Source organism: Kitasatospora sp. NPDC086791 (assembly GCF_040685975.1).
Classification (GTDB): domain Bacteria; phylum Actinomycetota; class Actinomycetes; order Streptomycetales; family Streptomycetaceae; genus Kitasatospora.
In genome coordinates this window covers 372,269-396,977 of the sequence record NZ_JBFBOC010000001.1, presented here as the reverse complement: position 1 = coordinate 396,977, position 24,709 = coordinate 372,269, and the positions used below count along the sequence as shown (strand labels likewise).

Annotated in this window: 15 protein-coding genes and 1 riboswitch; of the genes, 11 read left to right on the top strand and 4 right to left on the bottom strand. The window is 75.6% G+C overall.

The window, feature by feature from the left end; all coding sequences use genetic code 11:
* The first annotated feature begins 51 nt into the window (after window positions 1-51).
* The gene (locus AB0Q99_RS01515; protein ID WP_363567306.1) at window positions 52-696 is read left to right on the top strand and encodes a TetR/AcrR family transcriptional regulator; all 645 of its coding nucleotides are present in this window, start codon (window positions 52-54) and stop codon (window positions 694-696) included.
* An 80-nt stretch (window positions 697-776) separates the two neighbouring features.
* Here AB0Q99_RS01515 and AB0Q99_RS01510 read toward each other — a convergent pair whose 3' ends face one another.
* On the bottom strand, window positions 777-2,153 hold the full coding sequence (locus AB0Q99_RS01510; RefSeq protein ID WP_363567304.1) for an MFS transporter: 1,377 nt from the start codon (window positions 2,151-2,153) through the stop codon (window positions 777-779).
* Window positions 2,154-2,319: 166 nt separating this feature from the next.
* Entirely contained in the window at window positions 2,320-2,673 is a 354-nt protein-coding gene (locus AB0Q99_RS01505; RefSeq protein WP_363567302.1) for a metalloregulator ArsR/SmtB family transcription factor, read from the bottom strand.
* A gap of 124 nt (window positions 2,674-2,797) precedes the next feature.
* Here AB0Q99_RS01505 and AB0Q99_RS01500 point away from each other — a divergent pair, with 124 nt between their 5' ends.
* A complete protein-coding gene (locus AB0Q99_RS01500; protein ID WP_363567301.1) occupies window positions 2,798-3,781 on the top strand; it encodes an aldo/keto reductase in 984 nt (327 codons plus the stop codon).
* A 52-nt stretch (window positions 3,782-3,833) separates the two neighbouring features.
* Here AB0Q99_RS01500 and AB0Q99_RS01495 read toward each other — a convergent pair whose 3' ends face one another.
* Window positions 3,834-4,673, bottom strand: coding sequence for a PaaX family transcriptional regulator C-terminal domain-containing protein (locus AB0Q99_RS01495; protein ID WP_363567299.1), 840 nt, complete (start codon window positions 4,671-4,673; stop codon window positions 3,834-3,836).
* Between the two features lie 188 nt (window positions 4,674-4,861).
* A riboswitch (SAM riboswitch) is annotated at window positions 4,862-5,004 on the top strand.
* A gap of 200 nt (window positions 5,005-5,204) precedes the next feature.
* Between AB0Q99_RS01495 and AB0Q99_RS01490 the strand changes: the two genes are divergently transcribed.
* Complete coding sequence (locus AB0Q99_RS01490; RefSeq protein ID WP_363567297.1) at window positions 5,205-5,918, top strand: IclR family transcriptional regulator; 714 nt, start codon at window positions 5,205-5,207, stop codon at window positions 5,916-5,918.
* 50 nt (window positions 5,919-5,968) lie between these two features.
* Here the strand turns inward: AB0Q99_RS01490 and AB0Q99_RS01485 are convergent, their stop codons facing one another.
* On the bottom strand, window positions 5,969-7,222 hold the full coding sequence (locus AB0Q99_RS01485; RefSeq protein ID WP_363567295.1) for a threonine/serine exporter family protein: 1,254 nt from the start codon (window positions 7,220-7,222) through the stop codon (window positions 5,969-5,971).
* A 416-nt stretch (window positions 7,223-7,638) separates the two neighbouring features.
* On the opposite strand from AB0Q99_RS01485, the gene AB0Q99_RS01480 reads away from it, so the two are divergent.
* The 8 genes from AB0Q99_RS01480 (at window position 7,639) to AB0Q99_RS01445 (ending at window position 24,706) form a co-directional block, all read left to right on the top strand.
* Entirely contained in the window at window positions 7,639-8,928 is a 1,290-nt protein-coding gene (locus tag AB0Q99_RS01480; RefSeq protein WP_363567293.1) for a helix-turn-helix domain-containing protein, read from the top strand.
* Between the two features lie 242 nt (window positions 8,929-9,170).
* Window positions 9,171-9,614 (top strand): cobalamin-dependent protein, encoded by a 444-nt coding sequence (locus AB0Q99_RS01475; RefSeq protein ID WP_363567292.1) that lies wholly within the window; start codon window positions 9,171-9,173, stop codon window positions 9,612-9,614.
* A complete protein-coding gene (locus tag AB0Q99_RS01470; protein ID WP_363567290.1) occupies window positions 9,611-10,903 on the top strand; it encodes a methylaspartate mutase in 1,293 nt (430 codons plus the stop codon). Before AB0Q99_RS01475 ends, AB0Q99_RS01470 begins: the two co-directional genes overlap by 4 nt.
* Before the next feature lie 161 nt (window positions 10,904-11,064).
* Window positions 11,065-12,057: an asparagine synthetase A gene (locus AB0Q99_RS01465; protein WP_363567288.1), complete on the top strand. Its 993-nt coding sequence runs from the start codon at window positions 11,065-11,067 to the stop codon at window positions 12,055-12,057.
* Between the two features lie 113 nt (window positions 12,058-12,170).
* Window positions 12,171-13,433, top strand: a complete 1,263-nt coding sequence (locus tag AB0Q99_RS01460; protein WP_363568179.1) for a glutamate synthase-related protein — start codon at window positions 12,171-12,173, stop codon at window positions 13,431-13,433.
* A gap of 127 nt (window positions 13,434-13,560) precedes the next feature.
* Complete coding sequence (locus AB0Q99_RS01455) at window positions 13,561-18,357, top strand: amino acid adenylation domain-containing protein (RefSeq protein WP_363567286.1); 4,797 nt, start codon at window positions 13,561-13,563, stop codon at window positions 18,355-18,357.
* A 32-nt stretch (window positions 18,358-18,389) separates the two neighbouring features.
* Window positions 18,390-22,895, top strand: a complete 4,506-nt coding sequence (locus AB0Q99_RS01450) for an amino acid adenylation domain-containing protein (protein ID WP_363567284.1) — start codon at window positions 18,390-18,392, stop codon at window positions 22,893-22,895.
* Complete coding sequence (locus AB0Q99_RS01445) at window positions 22,892-24,706, top strand: non-ribosomal peptide synthetase (RefSeq protein WP_363567282.1); 1,815 nt, start codon at window positions 22,892-22,894, stop codon at window positions 24,704-24,706. Before AB0Q99_RS01450 ends, AB0Q99_RS01445 begins: the two co-directional genes overlap by 4 nt.
* Window positions 24,707-24,709 lie beyond the last annotated feature (3 nt).

Below are 24,709 nucleotides of genomic sequence, written 5' to 3'. Positions count from 1 at the left end.
GAACTTAGTCGCCACTAAGTTTTCTCGCAAGGGGGTGGATAGGATGCGGGCGTGCCCGAGTCAGAACCCGAAGCGAAGCGTCCGCGCACGCGGACACGCCTGAAGCCGGCCGACCGGCAGGCGCTGATCCTCGCGGCGGCCACCGAGGTCTTCGCCGAAGTCGGCTACCAGCGCGGCCGGATGTCGGAGGTCGCCCGCCGGGTCGGCGTCAGCGAGCCGGTGGTGTTCCAGAACTTCGGTTCCAAGGCGGCGGTCTTCGCCGCCGTCCTCGACCACGCCGCCGGGCAGTTGGACGCCGCGCTGCGGGAGTGGGCGGGGCGCAGCCCCAGCATCGGCGGGTGGCTGTCCGAGCTGCTCGCCCCCGGGCACCTCGCCCGGGTCCATGCCCGGGGCACCCTCGGGGTGCTGTTCGCCGACGCCATGACCCTCACCGCCGAACCGGTGGTCCTCGACGCGGCCCGGCGCGGGAACCGGCTCATCGCGGCGACGCTCGCCGAACTGCTCGCCGACGGGCAGCGCGACGGCAGCGTCCGGCCGGACCTCGAACCGGCGACCGGGGCGTGGTGGCTGATCTCGCTGCTTGCCTCCCAGCAGTTCCGCTTCGCCGTGGCGCCCGGGGTGGAGGGGCTGGAGGGCGAGTTGGGCGGTCTCACGCTGGACGCCCTGCTCGGCGGGCCCGGCCGGGAGGCCGGCTGACCTCGGCCCCGGCCCCGGCATCGGCCCCGGCATCGGTCCGCATCGGCCCGGGAACGTCCCGGTGCGGCGCGGCCGTGGGGTCAGCCGGCCGTGGCGTGGGGGCGGGGGCCGCTCGGGCGGGGCCAGGTGTGGTGGTGCCGGTCGATGACGTAGTGGTGGCCGTGCTGCCAGGCGCCGCCGGCGGTCGCGTGCGCGTCGGCGAGGTGGGGGTGGCCTGCGGGCAGGTCGGTGTGCAGGTGCTCCAGCGCCTCGGGGTCGCGGGACGGCCAGAGCGCGGCGGCGCCGGTCGCGGCCGCCAGCGCGACGACGCCGAGGACCACGGCGGTGACGGGCAGCCCGGCGCCGGCCGCGAGCCAGCCGGCCAGCGGGTAGGTGAGCAGCCAGCAGGCGTGCGACAGCGAGAACTGGGCGGCGAACGCGGCGGGCAGGTCGGCGTCGGCGGCCGAGCGGCGGATCAGGCGTCCGCCGGGGGTGAGCACGGCGGAGCTGCCGGCGCCGACGAGCGCCCAGGCGGCGAGCAGGGCCGCCCACGTCCCGGTGCCGGCCGGGGCGGCGGAGATCGCCGTGACGGCCGCCAGGACGGCGGGCAGGGCGAAGGCGGCGGGCAGCATGATCGCGCGGTCGCCGACCCGGGCCAGCAGGCGGGGCAGCAGGAGTGCGGTGAGCATCGAGCCGACGCCGTAGGCGCCGAGCGCGAGCGAGACGGCCCCGGCCGGGCGGTGGAAGTGGTCGCGGACCACGTTGACGGTGTCGACGAAGACGATCGCGCCGGCGGCGGCGACCGCGAGGTCGAGGGCGAGCAGCGCGCGCAGCCGGGGGGTGGCCCGGAACAGGCGGGTGCCGAGGGCGGCCCTGGCGTAGCCGCCGCCGGCGGGTTCGACCGGGGCGGGCTTGGGCAGGACGGCCGAGACCACCAGGGCGGCGGAGGCCAGGAACCCGACCGCCGTCCCGGCGAACAGCCAGTCGTAGGACACCACGGACAGCAGCAGCGCGGCGAGCGCGGGGCTGAACAGCGACTCCAGGTCGTAGGCGAGCCGGGACATCGACAGGGCGTGGGTGTAGTCGCGTTCGGCGGGCAGGACGTCCGGGATGGTGGCCTGGAACGTCGGGGTGAAGGCGGCCGAAGCGGCCTGGAGCAGGAAGATCAGGACGTAGACCTGCCAGACCCGGTCGACGAACGGCAGGGTGAGCGCGACGCAGGCCCGGGTGAGGTCCATCGCGACCATCAGGGTCCGTCGAGGCAGTCGCCCGGCGAGTGCGCCGGCGAGCGGCGCGATCGCGACGTAGGCGACCATCTTGATCGCCAGGGCGGTGCCGAGGACGGCCGAGGCGTCGTCGCCGGCGATCCGGTACGCCAGCAGGGACAGCGCCACCGTGGCCAGGCCGGTGCCGACCAGGGCCACGGCCTGTGCGGTGAAGAGGTGGCGGTAGGCACGGTTGCGCAGCACGGACAGCACGGGTTCCGTCCAGGTCGGCGGTGGGGTGGTGTGCCCATCATAAAAACAAGTGCGTACCTGTGCACCTATTCGCCGGAAGTCCGCCCTCGGATCCGGGGCGGTGCCCGCGCGGGCGGGTCGGTCGTGGGGCGGGTCGGCTGCGCGGTGGGTCGGCTGCGCGGTCGGGTCAGTCGTGCGGCGGCAGGTGGCCGATCTGGTGGTCGGCGACGTTGAGCGCCTCGTCGACGAGGCGGCGCAGGTGCCCGTGGCGCAGCGAGTAGACGACGCGCCGGCCCTCCTTGCGGGTGGTGACCAGGCCGGCCAGTCGGAGCTTGGCCAGGTGCTGGCTGACGGACGGCCGGGCGGCGCCGGTGGCCCCGGTCAGCGTGGTGACGTCCGCCTCGCCCCGGCCGAGCCGTTCCAGCAGGGCGAGCCGGGTCCGGTCGGCGAGCAGCGTCAGCACGGACGCGGCGACGTCCAGGCGCTCCCCGGCCCGCTGCTGCGAGCGATGCGCATCTGCCAGATCGGTGCCGGTGCTCATCCGCCCATCGTAGGGCGTTCCGTGCGTACGTACGCACCTGAGTCCGGGAGTCGTCCGGATCGTGTCCCCGCTGTGTCCGGGGCGCGGACCGGCCGTCGCGGGGCCGGCGTGAGAGGCTCGTCCCATGGAACAGCGCGTACTCGGCCGCACCGGTCGGCCCGTCTCGATCGTCGGACTCGGCACCTGGCAGCTCGGCGCGGACTGGGGGGACGTCCGGGAGGAGGACGCCCTGGCCGTGCTGGAGGCCTCGGTGGAGGCCGGCGTCACGCTCTTCGACACCGCCGACGTCTACGGCGACGGGCGCAGCGAGCGGCTGATCGGCCGCTTCCGGAAGGACCGCCCGGACGCGGAGGTGTTCGTCGCCACCAAGTTCGGGCGCCGGGTCGAGCAGCGGCCCGAGCACTACCACCTCGCCAACTTCCGCGCCTGGGCGGACCGTTCGCGGGCCAACCTGGGGGTGGAGCGGCTCGACCTGGTGCAGCTGCACTGCCCGCCGACGCCGGTCTACTCCTCGGACGAGGTCTTCGACGCCCTCGACACCCTGGTCGCGGAGGAGCGGATCGCCGCGTACGGGGTGAGCGTGGAGACCTGCGCGGAGGCGCTGACCGCGATCGCGCGCCCGGGCGTGGCGAGCGTGCAGATCATCCTGAACGCGTTCCGGCTCAAGCCGCTGGAGCGGGTGCTGCCCGCCGCCGAGGCGGCCGGGGTGGGGATCCTGGCCCGGGTGCCGCTGGCCTCGGGGCTGCTCTCGGGCCGCTACAGCGAACGAACGGTCTTCCCGCCGGACGACCACCGCAGCTACAACCGCCACGGCGAGGCCTTCGACCAGGGCGAGACCTTCTCCGGGGTGGACTTCGCGACCGGTGTCGAGGCGGCGGTGGAGTTCGCCGCGCTCGCGCCGGAGGGCGCCACCGCCGCCCAGACGGCGCTGCGCTGGATCGTCCAGCAGCCGGGGGTGACCACGGTGATCCCCGGCGCCCGCAACGTGGCGCAGGCGCGGGCCAACGCGGCCGCCGCCGGGCTCGCGCCGCTGCCGCCGGCCACCCTGGAGGCGGTGCGGGAGCTGTATGACCGCCGGATCCGGCCGCAGGTGCACGACCGCTGGTGACGGCGTGGCGGGCGTCGGCCGGGGTCGACTCCCGACGTCCGTCAGCCCGTTGCTAGCGCGGGGGCTCGGCGGGCGGGTCGAAGGCGCGGAAGAGCAGGAGGTCCGGCGCCTGTGCGCGGATCGCGGTCCAGCGCTCCTGGAAGGCGTGCCGCAGCCGCGCGGGCGGCCAGGGTGAGGGCCGCAACTCCGGTGGGAGCAGCGGGTCCTGCTCCAGCGCGTGGCCGAACGCGTCGGCCAGGCGCAGCGCGGTGGCGACGAGTCCGGTGGATTCGTGAGCAGCGGTGCGGGCGTCGGCGGCGCCGAGGGCGTCGGCGAGCGGGCCGTACGCCGCGACGGTGTCGGCCGCTGGCCAGAGGCGTTCCGCGATGGAGGCGGGGTCGGCGAAGCCCGGGCCGGTCAGCCGGGTGGCCTCCGCCGTGATCAGGTAGGTGTCGACCGTCGACTGCGCGGTCTCGCCGAGGAGTTCGGGCAGGAGGTCGTGCGGGCTGACGTAGGTGCCGGGCGCGAGCGGGACGCCGCCGAGCCGGGTCAGCGCGGTGCGGAGCGCGTCGCGTTCGGCCCGGCGCTGTTCGGGGACGGAGAAGGTGTAGAGGCGCCAGAGGCCGTCCCAGGGGGCGAGTCCGGCGTCCTGCGCGTAGGCGAGCGCGATGAACCGGGCGTCCGTGTCGGTGCGGAGGCGGCCCGCGTCGGTCAGCCGGAGGCGGCCCTTGCGGCCCCGCCCCTCCTGGCGCAGCACGCCCGCCGCCTCCAGCCGGCGGACCGCCAGCCGGACCGGTTGGTCCGCGAGGCCGGCCGCCGCGGCGACGTCGTAGACGTAGTCGAGCGAGGCGGTGCCCCGGGGGTCGAAGCAGGCCTCGACCACCGTGCGCGGCGCGGGCTTGTAGTCGGGCACGGGAGTCCTCGGTTCGTGACGGCACGGCCCCGGCTGGGGGTGGTCCGGCCACTGTGCCACACGGGGGTGGGCGGGGTGCCGGGCCGTCGGCGGGGGCGGTGCGTCCCCGGCCCAGGGGCCCGCTGCCGCCCGCGTGTGGCGGGGGGAGGATTGACGGGGCGGCCGGGGAATCTTGTATGGTTCCTGGCGAATCATCCAGAGGGGTGGAGGGACCGGCCCTACGAAGCCCCGGCAGCTCCCCGGTCGACCCGGCGTCCGAAGTACGCGCCGTGCCGCCCGGGATCAGTGCCAACTCCGGCCTGTCGCCACTGTGGCGCGGGAAAGATGAGGAGACACGGTGCTCTCTGTGCTGTCCTTCGCCCGGGCGCTTCCCGCCCCGGCCCTTTCGCGTACCCGTCTCGTGCCCGGCGCAGGCAATCGGCCGACTTCTCCGGCCCGTCCGCGCTGACCACCCCCCGGCTCCACGCCCGGGGCCTCCGTGAGCACGGCCCACCCGCCGCTCACGGGATTCGAGACGGAGTACCCATTCCCATGCAGAACACGAGCGGCGTCGGCGTGCTCGACAAGGTCACCTCGATCCTCGGCACCTTGGAGGCCGGTCCGGCCACCCTCGCCGGGCTGGTCGCGGCCACCGGGCTGGCGCGGCCCACCGCCCACCGGCTGGCCGTCGCACTCGAACACCACCGCCTGGTCACCAGGGACCTGCAGGGCCGGTTCGTCCTCGGCCCCCGGCTCTCCGAGCTGTCGGCGGCCGCGGGGGAGGACCGGCTGCTGGCCGCCGCCGGCTCCGTCCTGACCCACCTGCGCGACGTCACCGGCGAGAGCGCCCAGCTCTACCGCCGGCAGGGCGAGGTCCGGATCTGCGTGGCCGCCGCCGAGCGGCTGTCCGGCCTGCGCGACACCGTGCCGGTGGGCATCACCTTCCCGATGAAGGTCGGCTCGGCCGCCCAGGTCCTGCTCGCCTGGGAGGAGCCCGAGCGGCTCCACCGCGGCCTGCAGGGTGCCCGGTTCACCGCCACCGCCCTCAGCGGCGTGCGGCGCCGCGGCTGGGCGCAGTCCATCGGCGAGCGCGAACTCGGCGTCGCCTCCGTCTCCGCGCCGGTCCGCGGCCCGTCGAACCGGGTGGTGGCCGCCGTCTCCGTCTCCGGCCCGATCGAACGGCTGACCCGCCACCCCGGCGCGCAGCTCTCCCGGGCGGTGGTCGAGGCGGCCGACCGCCTCACCGAGGCCCTGCGCCACCCCTGACCGCCGGGCCTCCCCGCCTCTCCCCGTCCCTTCCGTCTCCGCCCCGCCGCTCAGGCCCGGAGCTGCGGGACGACGAGGGAGGGGCGGGGGATCCGGCTGATCACCGAGCCGATCAGGGTGCCGATCGACACCCCGAACACCGCCGACACGGCCGCCAGCACGGATTGCGCCCCGTTCCCGACCTCGATCTGCGCGGTGTTCAACAGGCCGAAGGAGCCCGGCACCACGATCCAGAACGCCGGGAGGTAGAGCACCTGCCAGAGCCGACCGCCCGGCAGCCAGTGCACCAGGGTGGCCGCGACCGCGGCGGAGACCGCCCCGGCCAGGCCGCCGATCGCGGCGCCGTGCGCCATCCCCACCGCCACCTGGACGGTCACGCTCACCGCGATCACCGCGACGATCCACGGGACGGCCGCGGGCGGGGTGTGGACGTTGACCACCACCCCGGCCACCGCGATCGCCAGCCCCAGCCCGATCACCCACCAGCTCGGCTTCGCGACCTGCACGTTGGCCAGTGCCGTGGCCGGCATGCCGGTCGCCGTCGCGGCCGCGGCCACCCCCGCGAGGAACAGCGCCAGCTGCACCGCGCCGGACACCAGCCGGGCCGTACCCGCGCTGGCCGCGCCCGCGGCGATCTCCGACAGCCCGGTGACCAGCAGTCCGCCCGGCAGCAGGATCGCCAGGGTGGCCACGATCGTCCGCAGCGGCCCGTCCAGCACGGCGGCCCGGGCGAGCGACAGGACCAGCAGCGCGACCAGGAACCCGGCGGTGACGGGCAGCAGCGGTCGCAGGTACGGCAGGCGCCGGGCGAGCGCGGTCAGCCCCACCACGATCAGCGAGCCGAGCCCGGCCACCAGCACGTTCGCCGCCACCGGCTGCAGGAAGAGGCAGACCCCCACCCCGACCGGCAGTGCCCCGAGGTCCGCCACCCAGGTGGGCCAGCGGGCCGGCGCCCGCCGGATCCCGTCCAGTTCGGCCAGCGCCCGCGGCCCGTCGAGCTCACCGGCGCGCAGCCGGTGCACCAGGTGCAGGACGTCCGCCGTCTGTTCGAACCGCAGCGCGGTGCCCACCGGCTGGAAGCGGGTGCCCTCGTCCGGGCCCAGGGCGACGAACAGCCCGTTGGTCAGGGCCGCGACCCGGACCTCCGGCGCCCCCGACGCCTTTCCCAGTCCGCGCAGTTCCTCCTCGACCTCGTGGACGGGCAGACCACCGCCCAGCAGGGCCTCCCCCAGGTCGAGCAGCAGGCGGCAGAGCGGGTCGGGCGGGGTGCCGGGGCCCCGGACCGAGGGAGACTTGCTAGGCATGGCAGGTATCGTCCCATCCCGACCGTTTCGGTCCTTCTCTGCCCCGGTCTGTTCGGTTCGGGCTCGGCGGGGCCTTTGCTTCCGGCGGGGCCGCTGCCCCGGGTGTTCGAGGCCGGTCCGGGATGGCTCGGCGCGCCGGTGAGGCCGTCGTGGGTGTTGTCGTCGGGGCTCCCGGCCGGGGTGCCGAACGTGATGTGAGGCCTGCGTGAAGGTCGCGGGTGGGGCCGGTGATCGGCCGTTGATCGGGCGTAGACGGCGAGCCTGGAGCATCGGGAACCGGAGGGAACCGGTTCGGAGGCCACAGCCTGACCACCGGTACCAGTACGGCCGGACCACGGGCCGCGCGGGTGCCCAGTGCTGATGCCGCCGGATCGGAGCTCCCGTGAGTGTCCGAACCACGGAAGGGCAGGCGAGGCATGGACAGCGGGCAGTCGGTGCGAGCGGCGGCGGGCTTCGGCGAGCAGCTGCGGGTACGGCGCGAGCGGATCGGGCTGACCCAGCAGTGCCTCGCCGATCACGCGACCCTGAGCGTGCGGGCGATCCGGGACATGGAGAGCGGCCGGGTGCGCCGGCCCCGCAACGAGACCGTCCGGCTGCTGGCGGACGCGCTGCGGCTGGAGGGCCGCAACCGGACGGAGTTCGAGGAGGCCGCCCGCCGGCACCCGCTCGCCGACGAGCCGGCGGCGGTGCCGGCCCCGGCCGCCCCGCCGGTGGCGCGCGGGGCGATCGTCGGCCGGGAGGTGGAGACCGAGGTGCTGGTCGACGCCTTCGCCCTGCACGGCGACCGGCTGGTCTCTCTGGTCGGGCTCGGCGGGGTGGGCAAGACCCGGCTCGCCCTGGAGGTGGCCCGCCGGGTGCACCTGGCCGCGCACTGGTCGGTGCGGTGGGTGGACTGCGGCGGCGGCCCGCACCCCTGGCGCGGCCGGCCGGACGACCTGGTCCGGGAGATCGGCGACCGGCCCGCCCTGCTGGTGCTGGACGGCGCCGACGGCGGCGTGGACGCCGGGCAGTTGGACGCCCTGTTCCACCACTGCCCCGGACTCCGGGTGCTGATCACCGCCCGGGAGGCCCGGCCGCTGCCCGGCGGCCAGGTCATCCCGCTCGCGCCGCTGCCCGTCCCGGCCCCCGAACTGGACGCCGAACCGGAGGCGTTGGCGCAGGTCGGGGCCGTCCGGCTGCTGCTCTCGCACCTGTGCAGACTTCGTCCCGGTTACACCCTGGAGCGCTCCGAGGCGCCCGCCGTCGCGGAGCTCTGCCGCCACCTGGACGGCCTGCCGGGCGCGTTGGAGCGCGCGGCGGGCTGGGCGCTGGTGCAGTCCACCGGCCAGCTGGTGGCCCGGCTGGCCGCCGTCCCGTTCACGCTGGCGGCACCGCCGCTGGTGTTCGGCGCGCGCGGCGACGTGCGGGACGAGGTGGAGCCGGCGATCCGAAAGCTGACGGATCGTCAGCGCGCACTGCTGGACGTGCTGGTGGACGAGCCGGGGGACTGGTCGGGGGAGGACGCGGTGGTGCGCACCGGCTGGGCGCTGCAGACCTGCCTGGCGACGGTGCACGAGCTGCTGTCGCGCGGGCTGATCCGCAGCGTGCCCGCCCGGGACGGCGTGCGCTTCACGGTGCTCAACCTGTGCCGGCGACTCGTCCGGGAGGAGCCGGGGCTCCGGCTGGCCCCGACCGGGGACGTGCCGCTGCTGGCCGTCGCGGGCTGACGGCTCGGCCGACGGCGCGGCCGACGGCGCGGGCCGGTGGTGCGGGCCGGTGGTGCGGCAGTGCCTCGGCCGGGCGCCGATTCTGCCGCATTGTGCCGCAGGAGCTGCCGCTCGCCGGGCCCGATCGTTCCTAACGTTCTCCGCGGGGCTGGGCCGTCGCGGAACACGCGCCGGAATTCCCGGACCGCCGGCCCGGCGTCGGCGGAATTCCATCGACGATCTCTACCGATGAGGGCTGAGCTGTGGAGCACGGAAATGCCGAACACGGCGGGCTGGACGTCGTCGTGACGACGACGGCCTCGGATTCGCACACCTGGAACCTGGTGTTCCTGCAGCTCCTGCTGGAGGAGATGGGCCACCGGGTGACGAATCTGGGGGCCTGCGTTCCGGACGCGCTGCTGCTCGCCGAATGCCGCCGGATCGTGCCGGACTTGATCGTGATCAGCAGCGTCAACGGGCACGGCCACCAGGAGGGCCTGCGGGTGATCCCGGCGCTGCGCGCCTGCCCGGAGCTGCGGCGCACGCCGACCGTCATCGGCGGCAAGCTCGGCATCGCCGGGGCCGACGACCCCGACCGCGAGCGGACGCTGCTGGCGGCCGGTTTCGACGCCGTCTTCGAGGAGGGCTCCGCGGTGGCCCCGTTCCGCGCCTTCGTCGACGGGCTGCGCTCCCGGGTCCTGCTGTGACCGGTTTCGGCGCGTTCGTGGCGCAGGCGGCGGAGGCCGGCGCCCTGGTGGTCCAGCCCCGGATGGGGATGGCGGAGGCGGCCCGGATGCGGGACGGCCTGCTCGCCACCCGGGGAGCGGCCGCCGTCACCGTCGGCACCATCACCCTGGACAGCTACACCCGCACCGGCGACCTCGACGCGGCGCGCCGCGCCCTGGCCGCCGGGGCGGGCCTCAACGGCTACCCGATCGCCACCCACCCGGTCGAGGTCACCCGGGCGGTGCTGCGCGGGGTGGCGGACGCCGGCTTCCCGGTGCAGGTCCGGCACGGCTCGGCGTCACCGGAGCGGATCTTCGAGGCGCTGCTGGCGGCCGGCCTGGACGCCACCGAGGGCGGACCGGTCTCCTACTGCCTGCCGTACGGCCGCACCCCGCTCCACGAGGCGGTGGCCCGCTGGCGGCGCAGCTGCGAACTCCTCGCCTCCATGCGGGAGGTCGGTGCGGAGCCGCACCTGGAGACGTTCGGCGGCTGCATGATGGGCCAGCTCTGCCCGCCCTCGCTGCTGATCGCCATCAGCGTGCTGGAGGCGCTGTTCTTCCGGCAGCACGGGCTGCGCAGCATCTCGCTCAGCTACGCCCAGCAGGCCGACGCCCGGCAGGACGAGGAGGCGCTGGCCGCGCTCGGCCGGATCGCGGACGAGCTGCTCGCGGACGTCGACCGGCACCTGGTGGTGTACGCCTACATGGGCGTGTACCCGCGCTCGCCCGGTGGCGCCCGGCTGCTGCTGGAGGACGCGGCGCGGCTCGCCGTGCGCGGCGGCGCCGCCCGGCTGATCGTCAAGACCACGGCCGAGGCGCACCGGATCCCGACCGTCGCCGAGAACGTCCGGGCGCTGGAGGCCGCCGCCGCGGCCGCCACGGCGGAGCGCACCCGTCCGCGGCCCGCCACGCCGCCGGACACCGGGGTCGAGGCCGAGGCCAGGGCGCTGATCGGCGCGGTGCTCGACCTGGACGCCGACGTCGGCCGGGCCCTGGTGCGGGCGTTCGCGGCCGGCTACCTGGACGTGCCGTACTGCCTCCACCCCGACAACGCCGGGCGGGCGCGCAGCTCGCTGGGCCCGGACGGGCGGCTGCACTGGTCCGCCGTCGGCTCGATGCCGATCGCCGGGCTGGTCGAGGGCGGCCGCCCGCCGATCCTCGGCTCGACCGGGCTGCTGGCCGCCCTCTCGCACGTCCAGCGGTGCTACGACGGCCGGGACGTGCGGTCGGACGCGGTGCCCGAAAGCCGGGGCCTGCCGGCCGCGCGCTGAGCGGGCCGCGCGCCGGTCCGACCGGCGACCGATGCCTCCCGATCACAGCCGCTCCCCGAACACAGCCGCTCCCCGAGCGCGGATGCCTCCCGATCACAGCCGCCCCCGAACACAGTCGCTCCCCGAGACCCGACCTCCCCCGAGAGAAGAGGACCCCGACCATGCCCGACTCCGCCCCTTTGCCCCCGACCGATCCGGGCCGCCACCTGACCGCGCCGACCACCCGCAGCGCGCTCCGGGTCCAGCAGCAACTGCTCACCGCCGCCCGCGCGTTCCTGCGCGGCCGGGGCTTCACCGAGCTGCTGCCGCCGATCATCGGCCCGGTCACCGACCCCGGCGCGCGCGGCTCCAAGCAGGTGGACATCGACTACTACGGCCACCGCTACAAGCTGATGACCAGCGCGATCCTCTACAAGCAGGCCTCGCTGCTCGCCTTCGACAAGATCTTCTGCATCGCCCCGAACGTCCGCCTGGAGCCGCTGGAGACCGCGGGGACGAGCCGGCACCTGGCCGAGTTCCACCAGCTGGACGTGGAGGTCGCCGGCGCGAGCCGGGACGAGGTCGTCCAGTTGGCCGAGGAGCTGGTGGTGCACATGGTCGACAGCGCGGTGCGCGAGCTGCCCAAGGAGTTCGCCGAACTCGGCCGGGATCCGCAGGCGTTCGCCGAACTCCTGAAGGGCTCCTTCGGGCGCGTCCGGCACGCCGAGGCGGTCACCGAACTCCGGGGCATCGGCCACCCGCAGAGCGCCGATGCCGAACTCGACTGGGAGGGCGAGGCGTTGCTGTCGGCCCGGCGGGACCGGCCGTTCTTCGTCACCGACTACCCCAAGGGCTCGCGCGGCTTCTACGACCGCGAGCACCCCGACGACCCGGGCCTGCTGCGGAACTTCGACCTGCTCGCGCCCGAGGGCTACGGCGAGCTGTGCAGCGGCAGCCAGCGCACCAACGACTACGCGGAGATCATCACCCGGATGCGGGAGACCGGCGAGAATCCGCAGAAGTACCGCTGGTACCTGGACCTGGTGCGCGAGGGCGTGCCGGCCAGCGCGGGCTTCGGCATCGGGGTCGAGCGGCTCACCCGGTACGTCGCCGGGCTGGACGCGGTCTGGCAGGCCAGCGCCTTCCCGAAGCTCGCCGGAGTGGTGTCCCCGTGAGCGAGCGGTTGAGTGACCTCGTCGGCGAGCGGCCGAATGCCTCCGTGAGCGGGCCGCCGGGCGGCCTCGTCGGTGAGCGGCCGGGTGACCTCGCGAGCGGGCGGCCGGGTGACCTGGTGGCGCCCGGCTTCCCGGAGCAGGAGGTCCGGCGGCGGGCCCGCGCCGGGGCGGCCGCCGCGTTCCCGCCCGCCGAGGAGTACGGGCGGGTGCTGTTCGGCGCCGCCGAACCCGGCCCGGCCGACCGGCCCGCGCGGCCGGACGCCCTGGACGCGCTGCGGATCGTCCCGCCGCTGTTCCTGCCGCAGCGGCTCGCCAAGCTGATCGACCTCGGCCGCGAACCCGACTACCGGGACGTCGAACTCGCCACCGCCATCGGCGGGTTCGCCTCCGCGCTGCCGGTGTACGTCTCCGCGACCGGATCCACCCGGGCGGCCGGCGGCGATGTGGGCCTGGCGCTGAGCCGGCAGGCCGGGGCGCTCGGGATCCCGATGGTGATCGGCGAGAACGTGGTGCCGGTCAACGGCTACGGCCGGCTCGGCGAGGCGGCCGACCGAACGCTGCTCGGCCGGCTGCGCGCCTACGGCGAGGAACTCCCGGACGGGCTCGGCGGCGTGGCCGTGCAGCAGAGCACGGAGGACGCCGACGCCGAGGTGTGGAACCTCGTCCACAGCGATCCGGCGGCCCTGCCGCTGCTCGAATCCGGGCGGTTGGCCTTCGAGTTGAAGGTCGGGCAGGGGGCCAAGCCGGGCCTGGGCGGGATGACCGTGCTGGCGGCCGAGGCCGCCGCCGCGCTCGGCGACCGCTTCGGGATCGACCCGCTGTTCGGCGACGGGCGGGTGCTGCGCGCCGCGACCCCGGGCACCTTCACCGCGGAGATCCTGCGCCAGCAGATCCGGCTGATGCGCAACAACTACCCGCGGGTGCGGATCTGGGTGAAGCTCTACCCCGGCCGGGACGTGGCCGAGGCCGCCCGGGTGGCGCACGAGGCCGGCGCGGACGCCGTCGTGGTGGACGGCGCCGAGGGCGGCACCGGCTGGGCGCCCGGGGTGTTCCTGCCGCACGTCGGCCTGCCGCTCGCCGAGTGCCTGCGCCGACTCGCGGTCGACCCGCCGCCGAGCCTGCTGGTCTCCGGGCGGATCTGGGAGGGGGCCCGGGCGGTCAAGAGCCTGGCGCTGGGCGCCCGCGCGGTGGGCCTCGGGCGGGCGGCGCTGCTGGCCGTCGCGGAGGACCGGGAATCCGGGCTGCGCCGTTTCGCGGAATGCCTGGCGCTGGAACTCAGACTGCTGATCAGTTCGCTCGGAAAGTACGCGCCGCAGGCCCTCGACCGGGAGGACGTCTGGTCTCCCGAGGGTTTCGGGACCGCCCCCGGCCGATAGCGCCGGCCTGCTCGGAAAGCGGCACGATCAAACTGCCGATTTCCTTCCGCTCATTCTGCCGATAGGGCCGTCGAATTCCCCCTATCGTCGCTCTCGTCGCCGATTTTCTCTCACGATCTGGGGTTGGATGATGTCCTCACGCGGTTTCCCCGTCGAATTCCCGGCGCCCGGATTCTCGGCACCGGAATCCACGGCACCGGAATGCGCGGCGCCCGGATTCGCGCCGTTCGCCTCCGCCGTCCGCCGCTTCCCGGAGCGGCCGGCCGTCCGGACCGGCGGCCGGACCCTCAGCTACCGGGAGCTGGACGGCCTGACCGCCGCCCTGGCCGCCCGGCTCGCTCCCGGGCGGACGGTCGCCGTCACCGGCCGCGACCGGCTGGACCACGTGGTCGCGCTGCTGGCGGTCCTGCGGGCGGGGGCCACCTACCTGCCGCTGGACCGAGAGGCCCCCGAGGAGCGCAACCGCTGGATCGCCGAGGACGCCGGAGCCTCCCTGGCCCTCGACGGCGAGGCGCTCACCGAGGTGGGCGAGCCGACCGCGGACGCGAACGCCGCTGCGGGCTACGTCATCTACACCTCCGGCACCACCGGCCGCCCCAAGGGCGTGCACGTGCCGCTCGCCGCGCTCACCGGCCACCTGGCCGCCGTGGTCGACACCTTCGGCCTCACCGAGCGGGACGTGGTGCTGCACTTCGCCCGCCCGACCGTGGACGTGGCGGTGGAGCAGGTGCTCGGCGCGCTGTCCGCCGGGGCCTGCCTGGTCCTCCCGGAGCAGCACCTGCTGGCCCCGGCCGAGGTGCTGGACCTGCTGGACGCCGAGGGCATCACCGTCGCCAACCTGGCCGCCGGCTACTTCCAGGACGTGGTGGCGGCCCTCGGCGGCCGGGTGCCGCGCACCCTGCGGCTGATGATCTCGGGCAGCGACAAGCTGGAGCCCGCCACCGCGGCCGCCTGGTGGGCGGCGACCGGGGTGCCGCTGCTGAACGCGTACGGGCCGACCGAGACGGTGGTCACCGCCACCACCCACCGGCTGGCCGGTGAGCAGCCGGCCTCCCGGGTGCCGATCGGCACCGCGCTCGGCGCCCGGCGGCTCTACGTCCTGGACGAGCGGCTGCGGCCGGTGCCGCCCGGCGAGACCGGCGAACTGTACGTCGGCGGGACGCTGTTGGCCTCCGGCTACCTCGGGCGCCCCGGCCTCACCGCCGACCGCTTCGTCGCGGACCCCTTCGCGGAGCAGGAACCGGCACACGAACCGGCGGCGGAGCAGGAACCTGCACCGGCGCGGACACCGGCACCCGGCGGCGGCGCCCGGATGTACCGCACCGGCGACCTGGTGCGCCGCCCGGCCGAGGACGGCCCGCTGGAGTTCCTCGGCCGCAGCGACCACCAGGTGAAGATCCGGGGCTTCCGGGTCGAGCCCGGGGAGGTCGAGCAGGTGCTGGCGGGCCACCCCGGCGTCACCGGCTGCGTCGTGGTGGCGCACGAGGGCCGGCTGGCCGCGTACGTGACCGGCGCCGTGCCGGAGTACGCCGAGGTCCGGCCCTGGCTGGCCGAGCGGCTGCCCGAGCACCTGGTCCCGGCGACGCTGACCGCCCTGGCGGCCTTCCCGCTGACCGCCGGCGGCAAGGTGGACCGCGCGGCGCTGCCCGCGCCGCGGGCCGCCGCCGAGGGCAAGCCGGTCGGCCGCCCGCCGCGCACCCCCGCCGAGCAGCTGATCGCGGCGGTGTGGGCGGACGTGCTCGGGGTGCCCGAGGTCGGCGCCGACGACAACTTCTTCCACCTGGGCGGCGATTCGCTGACCGCCGTCCGGGTGGTCGGCCGGGTCTTCGACGTCTTCGGCATGGTGTCGCCGTACACCATCTTCGACGCGCCGACGCTCGCCGAGTTCGCCGCCGCGGTGAGCTCCTCGGCCGGTGGCGAGCGCCCGGAGCTGGTCCGCTCGGGCGCCACCGAGGCCCCGTTGTCCACGTTCCAGCGCGGCCTCTGGTTCCTCGACCAGTGGAACCCGGACGCGCCGACCTACGTGGTGCCCTGGGTGTTCCGCTTCGCCGGGCCGGTCGACCCGGAGCTGCTGCGGCGGGCGCTGGCGGGGGTGGTGGCGCGGCACGAGAGCCTGCGGACGACCTTCGAGCTCGCCGAGGACGGTCCGCGCCAGGTCGTCCACCCGGCCGTGGAACTGCCGTTCACGCTCACCGAGACCACCGCCGACCGGGTGGACGGCCTGGTCGCCGAGGCGGCGCTGGAACCCTTCGACCTCGAGCGGGGACCGCTGGTGCGGGCCCGGGTGTTCCGGGCCGACGGCGCCACCACGCTGCTGCTGCTCCTCCACCACATCGTCTGGGACGAGGGCTCGCTGGCCGTGCTGGAGACGGAGCTCCAGGAGCTGTACGCCGCCGCGGCCGAGGGCCGTCCGGCCGAGCTGCCGGAACTTGCCTTCCAGTACGGCGACTACGCCGCCTGGCAGTACCGGGACGACGCCACTGGACGTCAACTCGACTACTGGCGTGAGCAGTTGCGCGACGCTCCGACGACGCCGGCACTGGCCCCGGAGCACCCCCGGCCGGCCGAGCAGGCCTTCCGCGGGGCCTTCCACCGCTTCACGATGCCGGACCCGGTGGCCGCGGCCGTCCGGGCGCTCGCCCGCAGCGAGGACGCCACCCCGTTCATGGTGCTGCTCGCCGGGCTGGCGCTCACCCTGCACCGCCGGTCCGGGCAGCGGGACCTGGTGCTCGGCTCGCCGGTGAACGTCCGCGGCCGGGCCGAACTCGACAGCCTGATCGGCTACTTCGTCAACCTGCTGCCGCTGCGGCTGACGCTGGAGGAGGGTGCCTCCTTCCGTGAGCTGGTCCGGCACGTGCGCGAGGTGTCGATCGGCGGCTACCGGCACCAGGAGGTGCCTTTCGACGACATCGCGAACGCCGTCCTCGACGAGCGCCCCGAGGACCGCAACCCGCTCTGCCAGGTGCTGCTGGAGCTGCACCCGCTGGACACCCGGCCGTTCACCGTCGGCGGCCACCCGGTCACCCGCGCCCTGCACTCCAACCCGGTCTCCCGCTTCGACCTGTCCGTCTCGGTGGACGACCTCGGCACCGGCTTCACCGGCCGCTTCGAGTACGACAGCGACCTCTTCGGCGCCGCCGGCATGGCCGCCCTGTGCGAGGAGTGGCTGGGCACCCTGGCCGCCGCCCTCGAGGTGCCGGTGCACGCCCTGTTCGAGGCCCAGGCCGCCCGAGCCCCGCACGCCACCGCCCTGGTCTCCGGCGAACGGACCGTCGGCTACGGCGAGTTGAACGCCGCCGCGAACCGGCTCGGGCGCCACCTGGCGGGCCTCGGCGTCGGTCGCGGCGACACCGTCGCGGTGCTGGCCGACCGCGGGCCCGAGCTGGTCACCGCGCTGCTGGCGGCCCTCAAGACCGGCGCCGCCTACACCCTGCTGGACCCGGACTTCCCGGCCGAGCGGCTGGCCGGCGCGGTCGCCGACACCGGCGCCGCCACGGTGGTCACCCACCGGCGCGCCACCGTGCCGTTCGCCGTCCGGAACCAGGTGGACCTGGACGCCTCGGCCGCCGAAATCGCCCGTCACCCGGCGCACGACCTCGGTCTGCCGGTCGGCGGCGCCGACCTGGCCTGCGTGATGTTCACCTCCGGTTCCACCGGCCGCCCCAAGGGCGTGGCCGTCCCGCACCGGGCGCTCACCACCACCTACCTCGGCCAGGACTACGCCCGCTTCGGCCCGCAGGAGGTCTGGCTGCAGTGCTCGCCGGTCTCCTGGGACGCGTTCGCGCTGGAGCTCTACGGCGCCCTCTGCTTCGGCGGCAGCTGCGTCCTGCAGCCCGGCCAGCGGCCCGACCCGCAGACCATCGCCGAGCTGACCCGTCGCCACGGTGTCACCCAACTCCAGCTTTCCGCCAGCCTGTTCAACTTCCTACTGGAGGAGTTCCCGGAGACCTACGACGGACTCAAGCTCGCCTTCACGGCCGGCGAACGGGCCTCCGTCACCCACGTCGCGAAGGCCCTGGAGAACCACCCGGGCCTCGGGGTCGCCAACGGTTACGGCCCGGTCGAGAGCCTCGGCCTGACCACCTGCCACCGGGTCACCGCCGCCGACCCGACCGGCGGATCGGTGCCGATCGGCGTCGCGCTGCACGGCAAGGGCATCCACGTCCTGGACGAGCGGCTGCGCCCCGTCGAGCCCGGCGTCACGGGCGAGCTGTACGCCTCCGGCGGCGGCCTCGCGCACGGCTACCTCGGCCGGCCCGGACTCACCGCCGAACGCTTCGTCGCCGCCCCGTTCGGCGCCCCCGGCGAGCGCCTCTACCGCACCGGCGACCTCGGTTACGTCAACGCCGAGGGCCTGCTGGAGGTCACCGGCCGGATCGACGACCAGATCAAGATCCGCGGCTTCCGGGTCGAGCCCGGCGAGGTCGAGGACGCGCTCACCCGGCACCCGGCCGTCCAGGAGGCCGTGGTCACCGTGCACGAGCCCGCCCCGGGGGACCGCCGGCTCGCCGCCTACGTCACCCCCGGCGCGGACGCCCCCGACCCCGACGCGCTGCTCGACCACCTGGCGGCCCTGCTGCCCGAGCACATGGTGCCCGCCACCCTCGACGTCCTGGCCGCCCTGCCGCTGAACCACAACGGCAAGGTCGACCGCAAGGCCCTGCCCGCCCCCGCGGAGCGCCGCGCCGCCGTGCGGGACCCGCTGACCGAGGCCGAGCGGCTGGTCGCCGAGGCCGTGCGCGAGGTGCTCGACCTCGCCGAGGTCGGCCGCGAGGACAACTTCTTCCGGATCGGCGGCAACTCGCTGGCCGCCGTCCGGGTCGCGATGCGGCTGTCCCGGGAGACCGGCAGCCGCGTCCCCCCGCAGCTGGTGTTCCGGGCCAGGACCGTGAGCGCCATCGCCGAACGGCTGGCCGCCCGATGACGGGCCGTGCCGCACACGAAGGGAACGAGGCCGTGAGCCCGTCCGACCACCCGGCGCGCACCGCGCCCGTCTCCGGGCTGCAGCGCGGCCTCTGGTTCCTCGACCGCCTCGACCCGCGGGCCGTCACCTACTGCACCCCCTGGACCGTCGAGGTCACCGGCCCGCTCGACCTCGCGCTGCTCCGGCGCGCGCTGGACGCCCTGTCGGCTCGGCACGAGGTGCTGCGCACCACCTTCGCGCTGCACCCGGACGGCCCCCGCCAGCAGGTGCACCACGCCCTGCCGGTGCCGCTCGCGGTCACCGACCTGCGCCCGTCGGCCGGCTCGGGACAGGCCGGCCCCGCGCAGGCCGAACGCCCGGAGGAACGCCCGGAGGACCGCCTGGAGGAGCTGCTCGCCGCCCGCTGCGCCGAGCCCTTCGACCTGGCCACCGGCCCGCTGCTACGGGCCGAGGCCTTCCGGCTCGCGGACGAGCGCACCACGGTGCTGTTCACCGTCCACCACATCGTCTGGGACGGCTGGTCCGCCGAGGTCTTCGCCCGCGAACTCGCCGAGCTGTACGGCGCGGCGGTGGCGGGCCGGGAGGCCGTCCTGCCGGAGCTGACCGTGCAGTACGCCGACCACGCGCAGGAACGGCACGGCACCTCCTACGAGGAGCACCTGACCTACTGGAAGGAGCAACTGGACGGCGCGCCCGGCCTGCTGGAGCTGCCCACCGACCGGCCCCGGCCCGCCGAGCGCGGCGCGGCCGGGCGGACCGAGGAGTTCGGCACCGCCCCCGGCACGGCGGCGCGGGTCCGCGCCCTGGCCGAAGCGGCGGGCGTCACCCCGTTCACCGTCCACCTGGCCGCTTTCGCCCTGCTGCTGAACCGCTGGACCGGCGCCGACGACCTGGTGATCGGTACCCCGGTCACCACCCGCGACCGCCCCGAACTGGAGCACCTGCTCGGCTACTTCGTCAACCTGCTGCCGCTGCGCCTGCGGCTCTCGCCCGACCTGTCCTTCCGGGGCCTGCTGGAGCACGTCCAGGACGTCGCCTTCGAGGCCTACGGCTACCTCGACGTGCCCTTCGACCAGCTGGTCGACCACCTCGGCGCCGCCCGCACCGCGCAGCACCCGCCGCTGGTCCAGGTGGTGTTCGGCGCCCACGGCGAGGACCGCACCCCGTTCGCACTCGGCCCGGCCACCGCCGAGAGCCGGGTCCGCTCCAACGGCACCAGCAAGTTCGACCTGACCTGGTCCGTCTTCGACGGCGGCGGGAACGGCGGCGGGAACGGCGGCGAACTGCGCGGCGAGGCCGAGTACCGCAGCGAGCTGTTCGACCCGGAGACCGTCCGGCGCCTCGCCGCCGACTGGAGCGCGCTGCTCACCGCGGCCCTGGACGATCCCGACGCCACCGTGCTGCGGCTGACCACCCGCGACGCCGACGCCCCGCGCGCCACCGACACCCCCGGCCACTGCCTGCACCGGCTGTTCGAGCGGGCCGCCGACGCCCACCCGGACCGGCCCGCCGTCAGCGACCCGGACCGCACCCTGAGCTACGCCGAGCTCGACCGCCGGGCCAACCGCCTCGCGCACGCCCTGCGCGCCCGCGGCGCCGGCCCCGGCGACCGGATCGGCGTGCTGCTGGACCGCACGGCCGACGTCCTGGTCACCGTCCTCGGCGTGCTCAAGACCGGCGCCGCGTACGTGCCCGTCGACCTGGCCGCCCCCGCCGACCGCGCCGCGCTCGTCTTCGGTGACACGGACGTCGCCCTGGTGGTCACCGACCGCGCGGACCGGGTGCCCGAAGGCCCCTGGCAGGCCTACGACCTGACCGCGGAGGCCGCCGACCTGGACGCCCGGCCGGACACCCGCCCGCCCGCCGCCGGCCGCCCCGGCGACGTCGCCTACGTGATCTTCACCTCCGGCTCCACCGGCCGCCCCAAGGGCGTCGCCGTCGCCCACGAGCACGTCAGCCGGCTCATGGCGGACGGCGCCGAGCACTTCGGCTTCGGCCCGGAGGAGACCTGGACGCTCTTCCACAGCTACGCCTTCGACTGGACGGTCTGGGAGATGTGGGGCGCCCTGCTGCACGGCGCCCGGCTGGTCGTCGTCCCGTACGTCACCAGCCGCTCGCCGGAGGAGTTCGCCCAGCTGCTGGAGGAGGAGCGGGTCTCCTTCCTCTGCCTCACCCCCTCGGCGCTGCGCCAACTGGAGCCGGTGCTGCGCCGCAGCCCGCGCGCCCTGCCCGCACTGAAGTGGATCATGCTCGGCGGGGAGGCGCTGGACCCGGCCGTCGTCCAGCGCTGGTTCGAGCTCGACCCGCCGCCGCCGGCCCGGCTCTGCAACCTCTACGGCATCACCGAGACCACCGTCCACGTCACCACCCACGACCTGGCCGGCAGCACGGGCTTCCAGCGCAGCCTGATCGGCGCGCCCATGCCGCACCTGACCGCGCAGGTCCTGGACGACTGGCTGCGGCCCTGCCCGCCCGGCGCGCCCGGCGAGCTCTACATCGGCGGCGGCAGCCTCGCCCACGGCTACTGGGGCCGCCCCGGCCTCACCGCCGGCCGCTTCGTCGCCGACCCCTACGGCCCGCCCGGCGCCCGGCTCTACCGCACCGGCGACGTCGCCCGCCGCCTGCCCGGCGGCGGCCTGGAGTACATCGGCCGCGCCGACTTCCAGGTCAAGCTGCGCGGCTTCCGGATCGAGCTCGGCGAGATCGAGAACGCCCTCGCCGCGCACCCGGACGTCGACGCCTGCGTGGTCACCGTGCACGAGGACCGCCTCGCGGCGTACGTCACCGGGCGCGAACCCGCCGACGTCCGCGCCTTCCTCGGCCGCTCGCTCCCCCCGTACATGGTTCCGGCGAGCTTCACCGTGCTGGAGTCGCTGCCGCTCACCGTCAACGGCAAGGTGGACCGCGCCGCGCTGCCCGCCCCCGGCCAGCGCAGCGCGGCCACCGGCGGCCGCCACGTCGAACCGCGCACCCCGGAGGAGGAGGCCTTCGCCGCCGTCTGGACGGAGGTCCTCGGGGTGGACGGCATCGGCGTCCACGACGACTTCTTCCACCTCGGCGGGGACTCCATCCGGGCCGTCCAGCTGGCCGGCGCGCTGCACGAGCGCGGCTGGGGGGTGAGCCTGCGGGACGTCTTCGACGCCCCCACCGTCGCCGCCCTGCTGCCGCTGGCCGAGCCCGTCACCGGCGGGGCCGAGGCCCACGAGCCCTTCGCCCTGCTCACCCCGGAGGACCGCGCCGACCTGCCGCCCGGCCTCGCCGACGCCTACCCGATGGTGTCCATGCAGCTCTCCATGGTCTTCCACATGGAGATCGCCGGCGGCACCGACAGCTACCACAACGTCAACTCCTACCGGATCTCCGGCGACCTCGACGAACCGGCCTTCCGCCGCTCCGTCGCCGAGGCGATGGACCGGCACGCGGTGCTGCGCACCGGCCTCGACCTGTCCGGCTACGGCGAGCCGCTGCAGCTCGTCCACGGCCGGCTGCCCGCCCCCGTCGAGTTCACCGACCTGCGCGGCGCGCCGGACCAGGACGCGGCGGTCCGGGAGGTCTTCGACACCCACCGCCGGACCCCCTTCGACCTCGCCGAGCCGCCGCTGTTCCGGATCACCGTGCAGCGCCTCGCCGAGGACGCCTTCCAGCTCACCGTCTCCGAGCACCACGCGATCCTGGACGGCTGGAGCTTCACCTCGCTGCTCACCGAGATCCTGGAACGGCACACCGCCCTCGCCGCCGACCCGCTCGGCGCCCCCACCCCGCCGCCGCGCACCGCCTTCCGCGACTTCGTGGCCGTCGAACGGCAGGCCGCCCGGGACGAGCGGTCGCTCGACTACTGGCGCGAGCGGCTGTCCGGCGCCAGCGGCCAGCTGTTCCCCGGCAGCGAGGACGTGCACGAGGCGCCGCGCACCGTCGAACGCGTGCTGCCCGAGGCGCCCGGACAGCTGCGGCTGGTCGCCGAGGCGCTGGCCGTCCCGGTCAAGTCGGTCGCGCTCGCCGCCCACCTGCACGCCCTCGCCGCCGTCACCGGGCGGGCGCGGGTCACCACCGGCCTGGCCGTCAACGGCCGGCTGGAACGGCTCGGCGGCACCGAGGTGTACGGGCTGTTCCTCAACACCGTCCCGCTGAGCTGCGAGCCCACCGACGACCTGCTCGCCCTGGCCCGCGAGGTGCACCGGGAGGAGCTCGACATGATGCCGCACCGCCGGGTGCCCTTCGCCCGCCTCGCCCGGCTGATGACCGACACCGCGCTGGACAGCCAGTTCGGCTTCCTGCGCTTCCACGCCCTGGGCCGGCTCAGCTCGGCCCGCATCGTGGACGGCCGGATCGGCTGCGAGCCGACCCTGCGCCACGAACCCAACAGCTTCGCCTTCGGCGCCTCGCTGATCCAGGACCCGGTCTCGCAGCGGGTGCTGCTCGCCGTGGACCACCAGCGCTCCCTGGTCACCGACCGCACCGCCGAACAGTTCATCGACACCTACACGGCCGCCCTGCACACCATGGCCGCCGCCGCCCGCGACCTCCGAGGACCGTCATGACCGACCTGCTGCAGCGCCTGCGCGACACCGTCGCCGCCCACCCCGAGCGCACCGCCGTGATCGCCGGCGCGGACCGCCTCGACTTCGCCGCACTCGACCGCCGCACCGCCGACCTGGCCCGCGCCCTGCGCGCCCTCGGCGTCGGCCGCGGCGACCGGGTCGGCGTCCACCTCGCCCGCACCGTCGACCTGCCGGTCGCCCTCCTCGCGGTCTGGCGGGCCGGCGCCGCCTACGTCCCGCTCGACCCGGCCTACCCCGCCGAGCGGCTGGCCTTCATGGCCGCCGACGCCCGGCTCGCCGCCCTGATCAGCGCCGACGGCCTCCCGGCGGCCGAGGGCGTGCCGGTGCTGCGCCCGGACGTCGCCGACCTGCCGGACGCCGCCGACGGGCCGGACGTCGCGGACCTGCCGGAGCGGGCCCACCCGCTCGACCCGGCCTACGTCATCCACACCTCCGGCTCCACCGGGCGCCCCAAGGGCGTCGAGGTGGCGCGCGGCGCCGTCGCCGGACTGATCGAGGGGCTGGAGGCCACCGGCGCCTTCCGCGCCGAGCCCGGCGTGGTCGGCTGGAACGCCAGCATCTCCTTCGACGCCTCCGTCCCGCAGTGGACCCGGATCTGCCGCGGCGACACCGTCCTGGTCATCGGCGAGGAGCACCGCGCCGACCCGGCCCGGCTGGCCGCCCTGCTGGCCGAGCACGCCGTCACCGACTTCGACCTGACCCCGTCGCACTGGGAGCTGCTGCGCGAGCCGCTCGCCGGCGCCCGGGTGCCGCGGCTGTTCATGGGCGGCGAGGCCGTCCCCGAGCGCACCTGGCGGGAGCTGGCCGACGGCGGCATCGACGCCCTCAACCTGTACGGGCCCACCGAGTGCACCGTCGAGGCCGTCACCACGCCGATCAGCGGTCCCGGACCGCACCTGGGCGAGCCGATGCCCGGCGTGCGCCTGTACCTGCTGGACGAGAAGCTCGCCCCGGTCGCCGACGGTGTGGTCGGCGAGCTGTACCTGGCCGGGCCCGGGCTCGCCCACGGCTACGTCGGCCGGCCCGGACTGACCGCCGAACGCTTCGTCGCCGACCCGTTCGGCGGGTCCGGCGACGGGCGGAGGATGTACCGCACCGGCGACCAGGCCCGGCGCGGCGCGGGCGGCCTGCTGGAGTACGTCGGCCGGGTGGACCGCCAGGTCAAACTGCGCGGCTTCCGGGTCGAACTCGGCGAGGTCGAGCACGCCCTGGCCCGGCTGGAGGGTGTCCAGGCCGCCGCCGTCACCGTGCACGAGCCGGCCCCCGACGACCGCCGGCTGATCGGCTACGTCACCGGCGGCGTCACCCCCGCCGAGCTGACCGAACGGCTGCGGGCCACCGTGCCCGCCCACCTGGTGCCGTCGGCGATCACCGTGCTGGACGCCTTGCCGCTCACCCCGAACGGCAAGGTCGACCTGGCCGCGCTGCCCGTCCCGGCCGCCGGGGCGGACCCGGCTTCGGACCCGGGGGCGGACCCGTCCTCGGCGGCGGGCACGTCCGCGGATACGGCGGAGCGGGCCGGGGGACTGGCGGACCAGGTCACCGAGGTCTGGAGCACCGTCCTCGGCATGCCCGGCCTGGCGCCCACCGACGACTTCTTCTCGCTCGGCGGTCACTCCCTCGCCGCGCTGCGGGTCGTCCACCTGCTGCGCCGCCGGCTCGGCATCGAGCTCCAGCTGCGCCACCTGCTGGACTCGGCCGACCTGGCCGCCTTCACCGCCACCGTCGAGCAGGCCGTCCGGGCCGGCACCGCCGCCCCCCGCCCCGCCCTGACCGCCCGCGCCCGGTGAGCG

What these genes read in the sequence shown, in the direction of transcription:
- AB0Q99_RS01505 (WP_363567302.1), bottom strand. Translation starts at nt 2,673, where the DNA reads ATGAGCACCGGCACCGATCTGGCAGATGCGCATCGCTCGCAGCAGCGG.
- AB0Q99_RS01500 (WP_363567301.1), top strand. Translation starts at nt 2,798, where the DNA reads ATGGAACAGCGCGTACTCGGCCGCACCGGTCGGCCCGTCTCGATCGTC.
- AB0Q99_RS01490 (WP_363567297.1), top strand. Translation starts at nt 5,205, where the DNA reads ATGCAGAACACGAGCGGCGTCGGCGTGCTCGACAAGGTCACCTCGATC.
- AB0Q99_RS01485 (WP_363567295.1), bottom strand. Translation starts at nt 7,222, where the DNA reads ATGCCTAGCAAGTCTCCCTCGGTCCGGGGCCCCGGCACCCCGCCCGAC.
- AB0Q99_RS01480 (WP_363567293.1), top strand. Translation starts at nt 7,639, where the DNA reads ATGGACAGCGGGCAGTCGGTGCGAGCGGCGGCGGGCTTCGGCGAGCAG.
- AB0Q99_RS01465 (WP_363567288.1), top strand. Translation starts at nt 11,065, where the DNA reads ATGCCCGACTCCGCCCCTTTGCCCCCGACCGATCCGGGCCGCCACCTG.
- AB0Q99_RS01455 (WP_363567286.1), top strand. Translation starts at nt 13,561, where the DNA reads ATGATGTCCTCACGCGGTTTCCCCGTCGAATTCCCGGCGCCCGGATTC.
- AB0Q99_RS01445 (WP_363567282.1), top strand. Translation starts at nt 22,892, where the DNA reads ATGACCGACCTGCTGCAGCGCCTGCGCGACACCGTCGCCGCCCACCCC.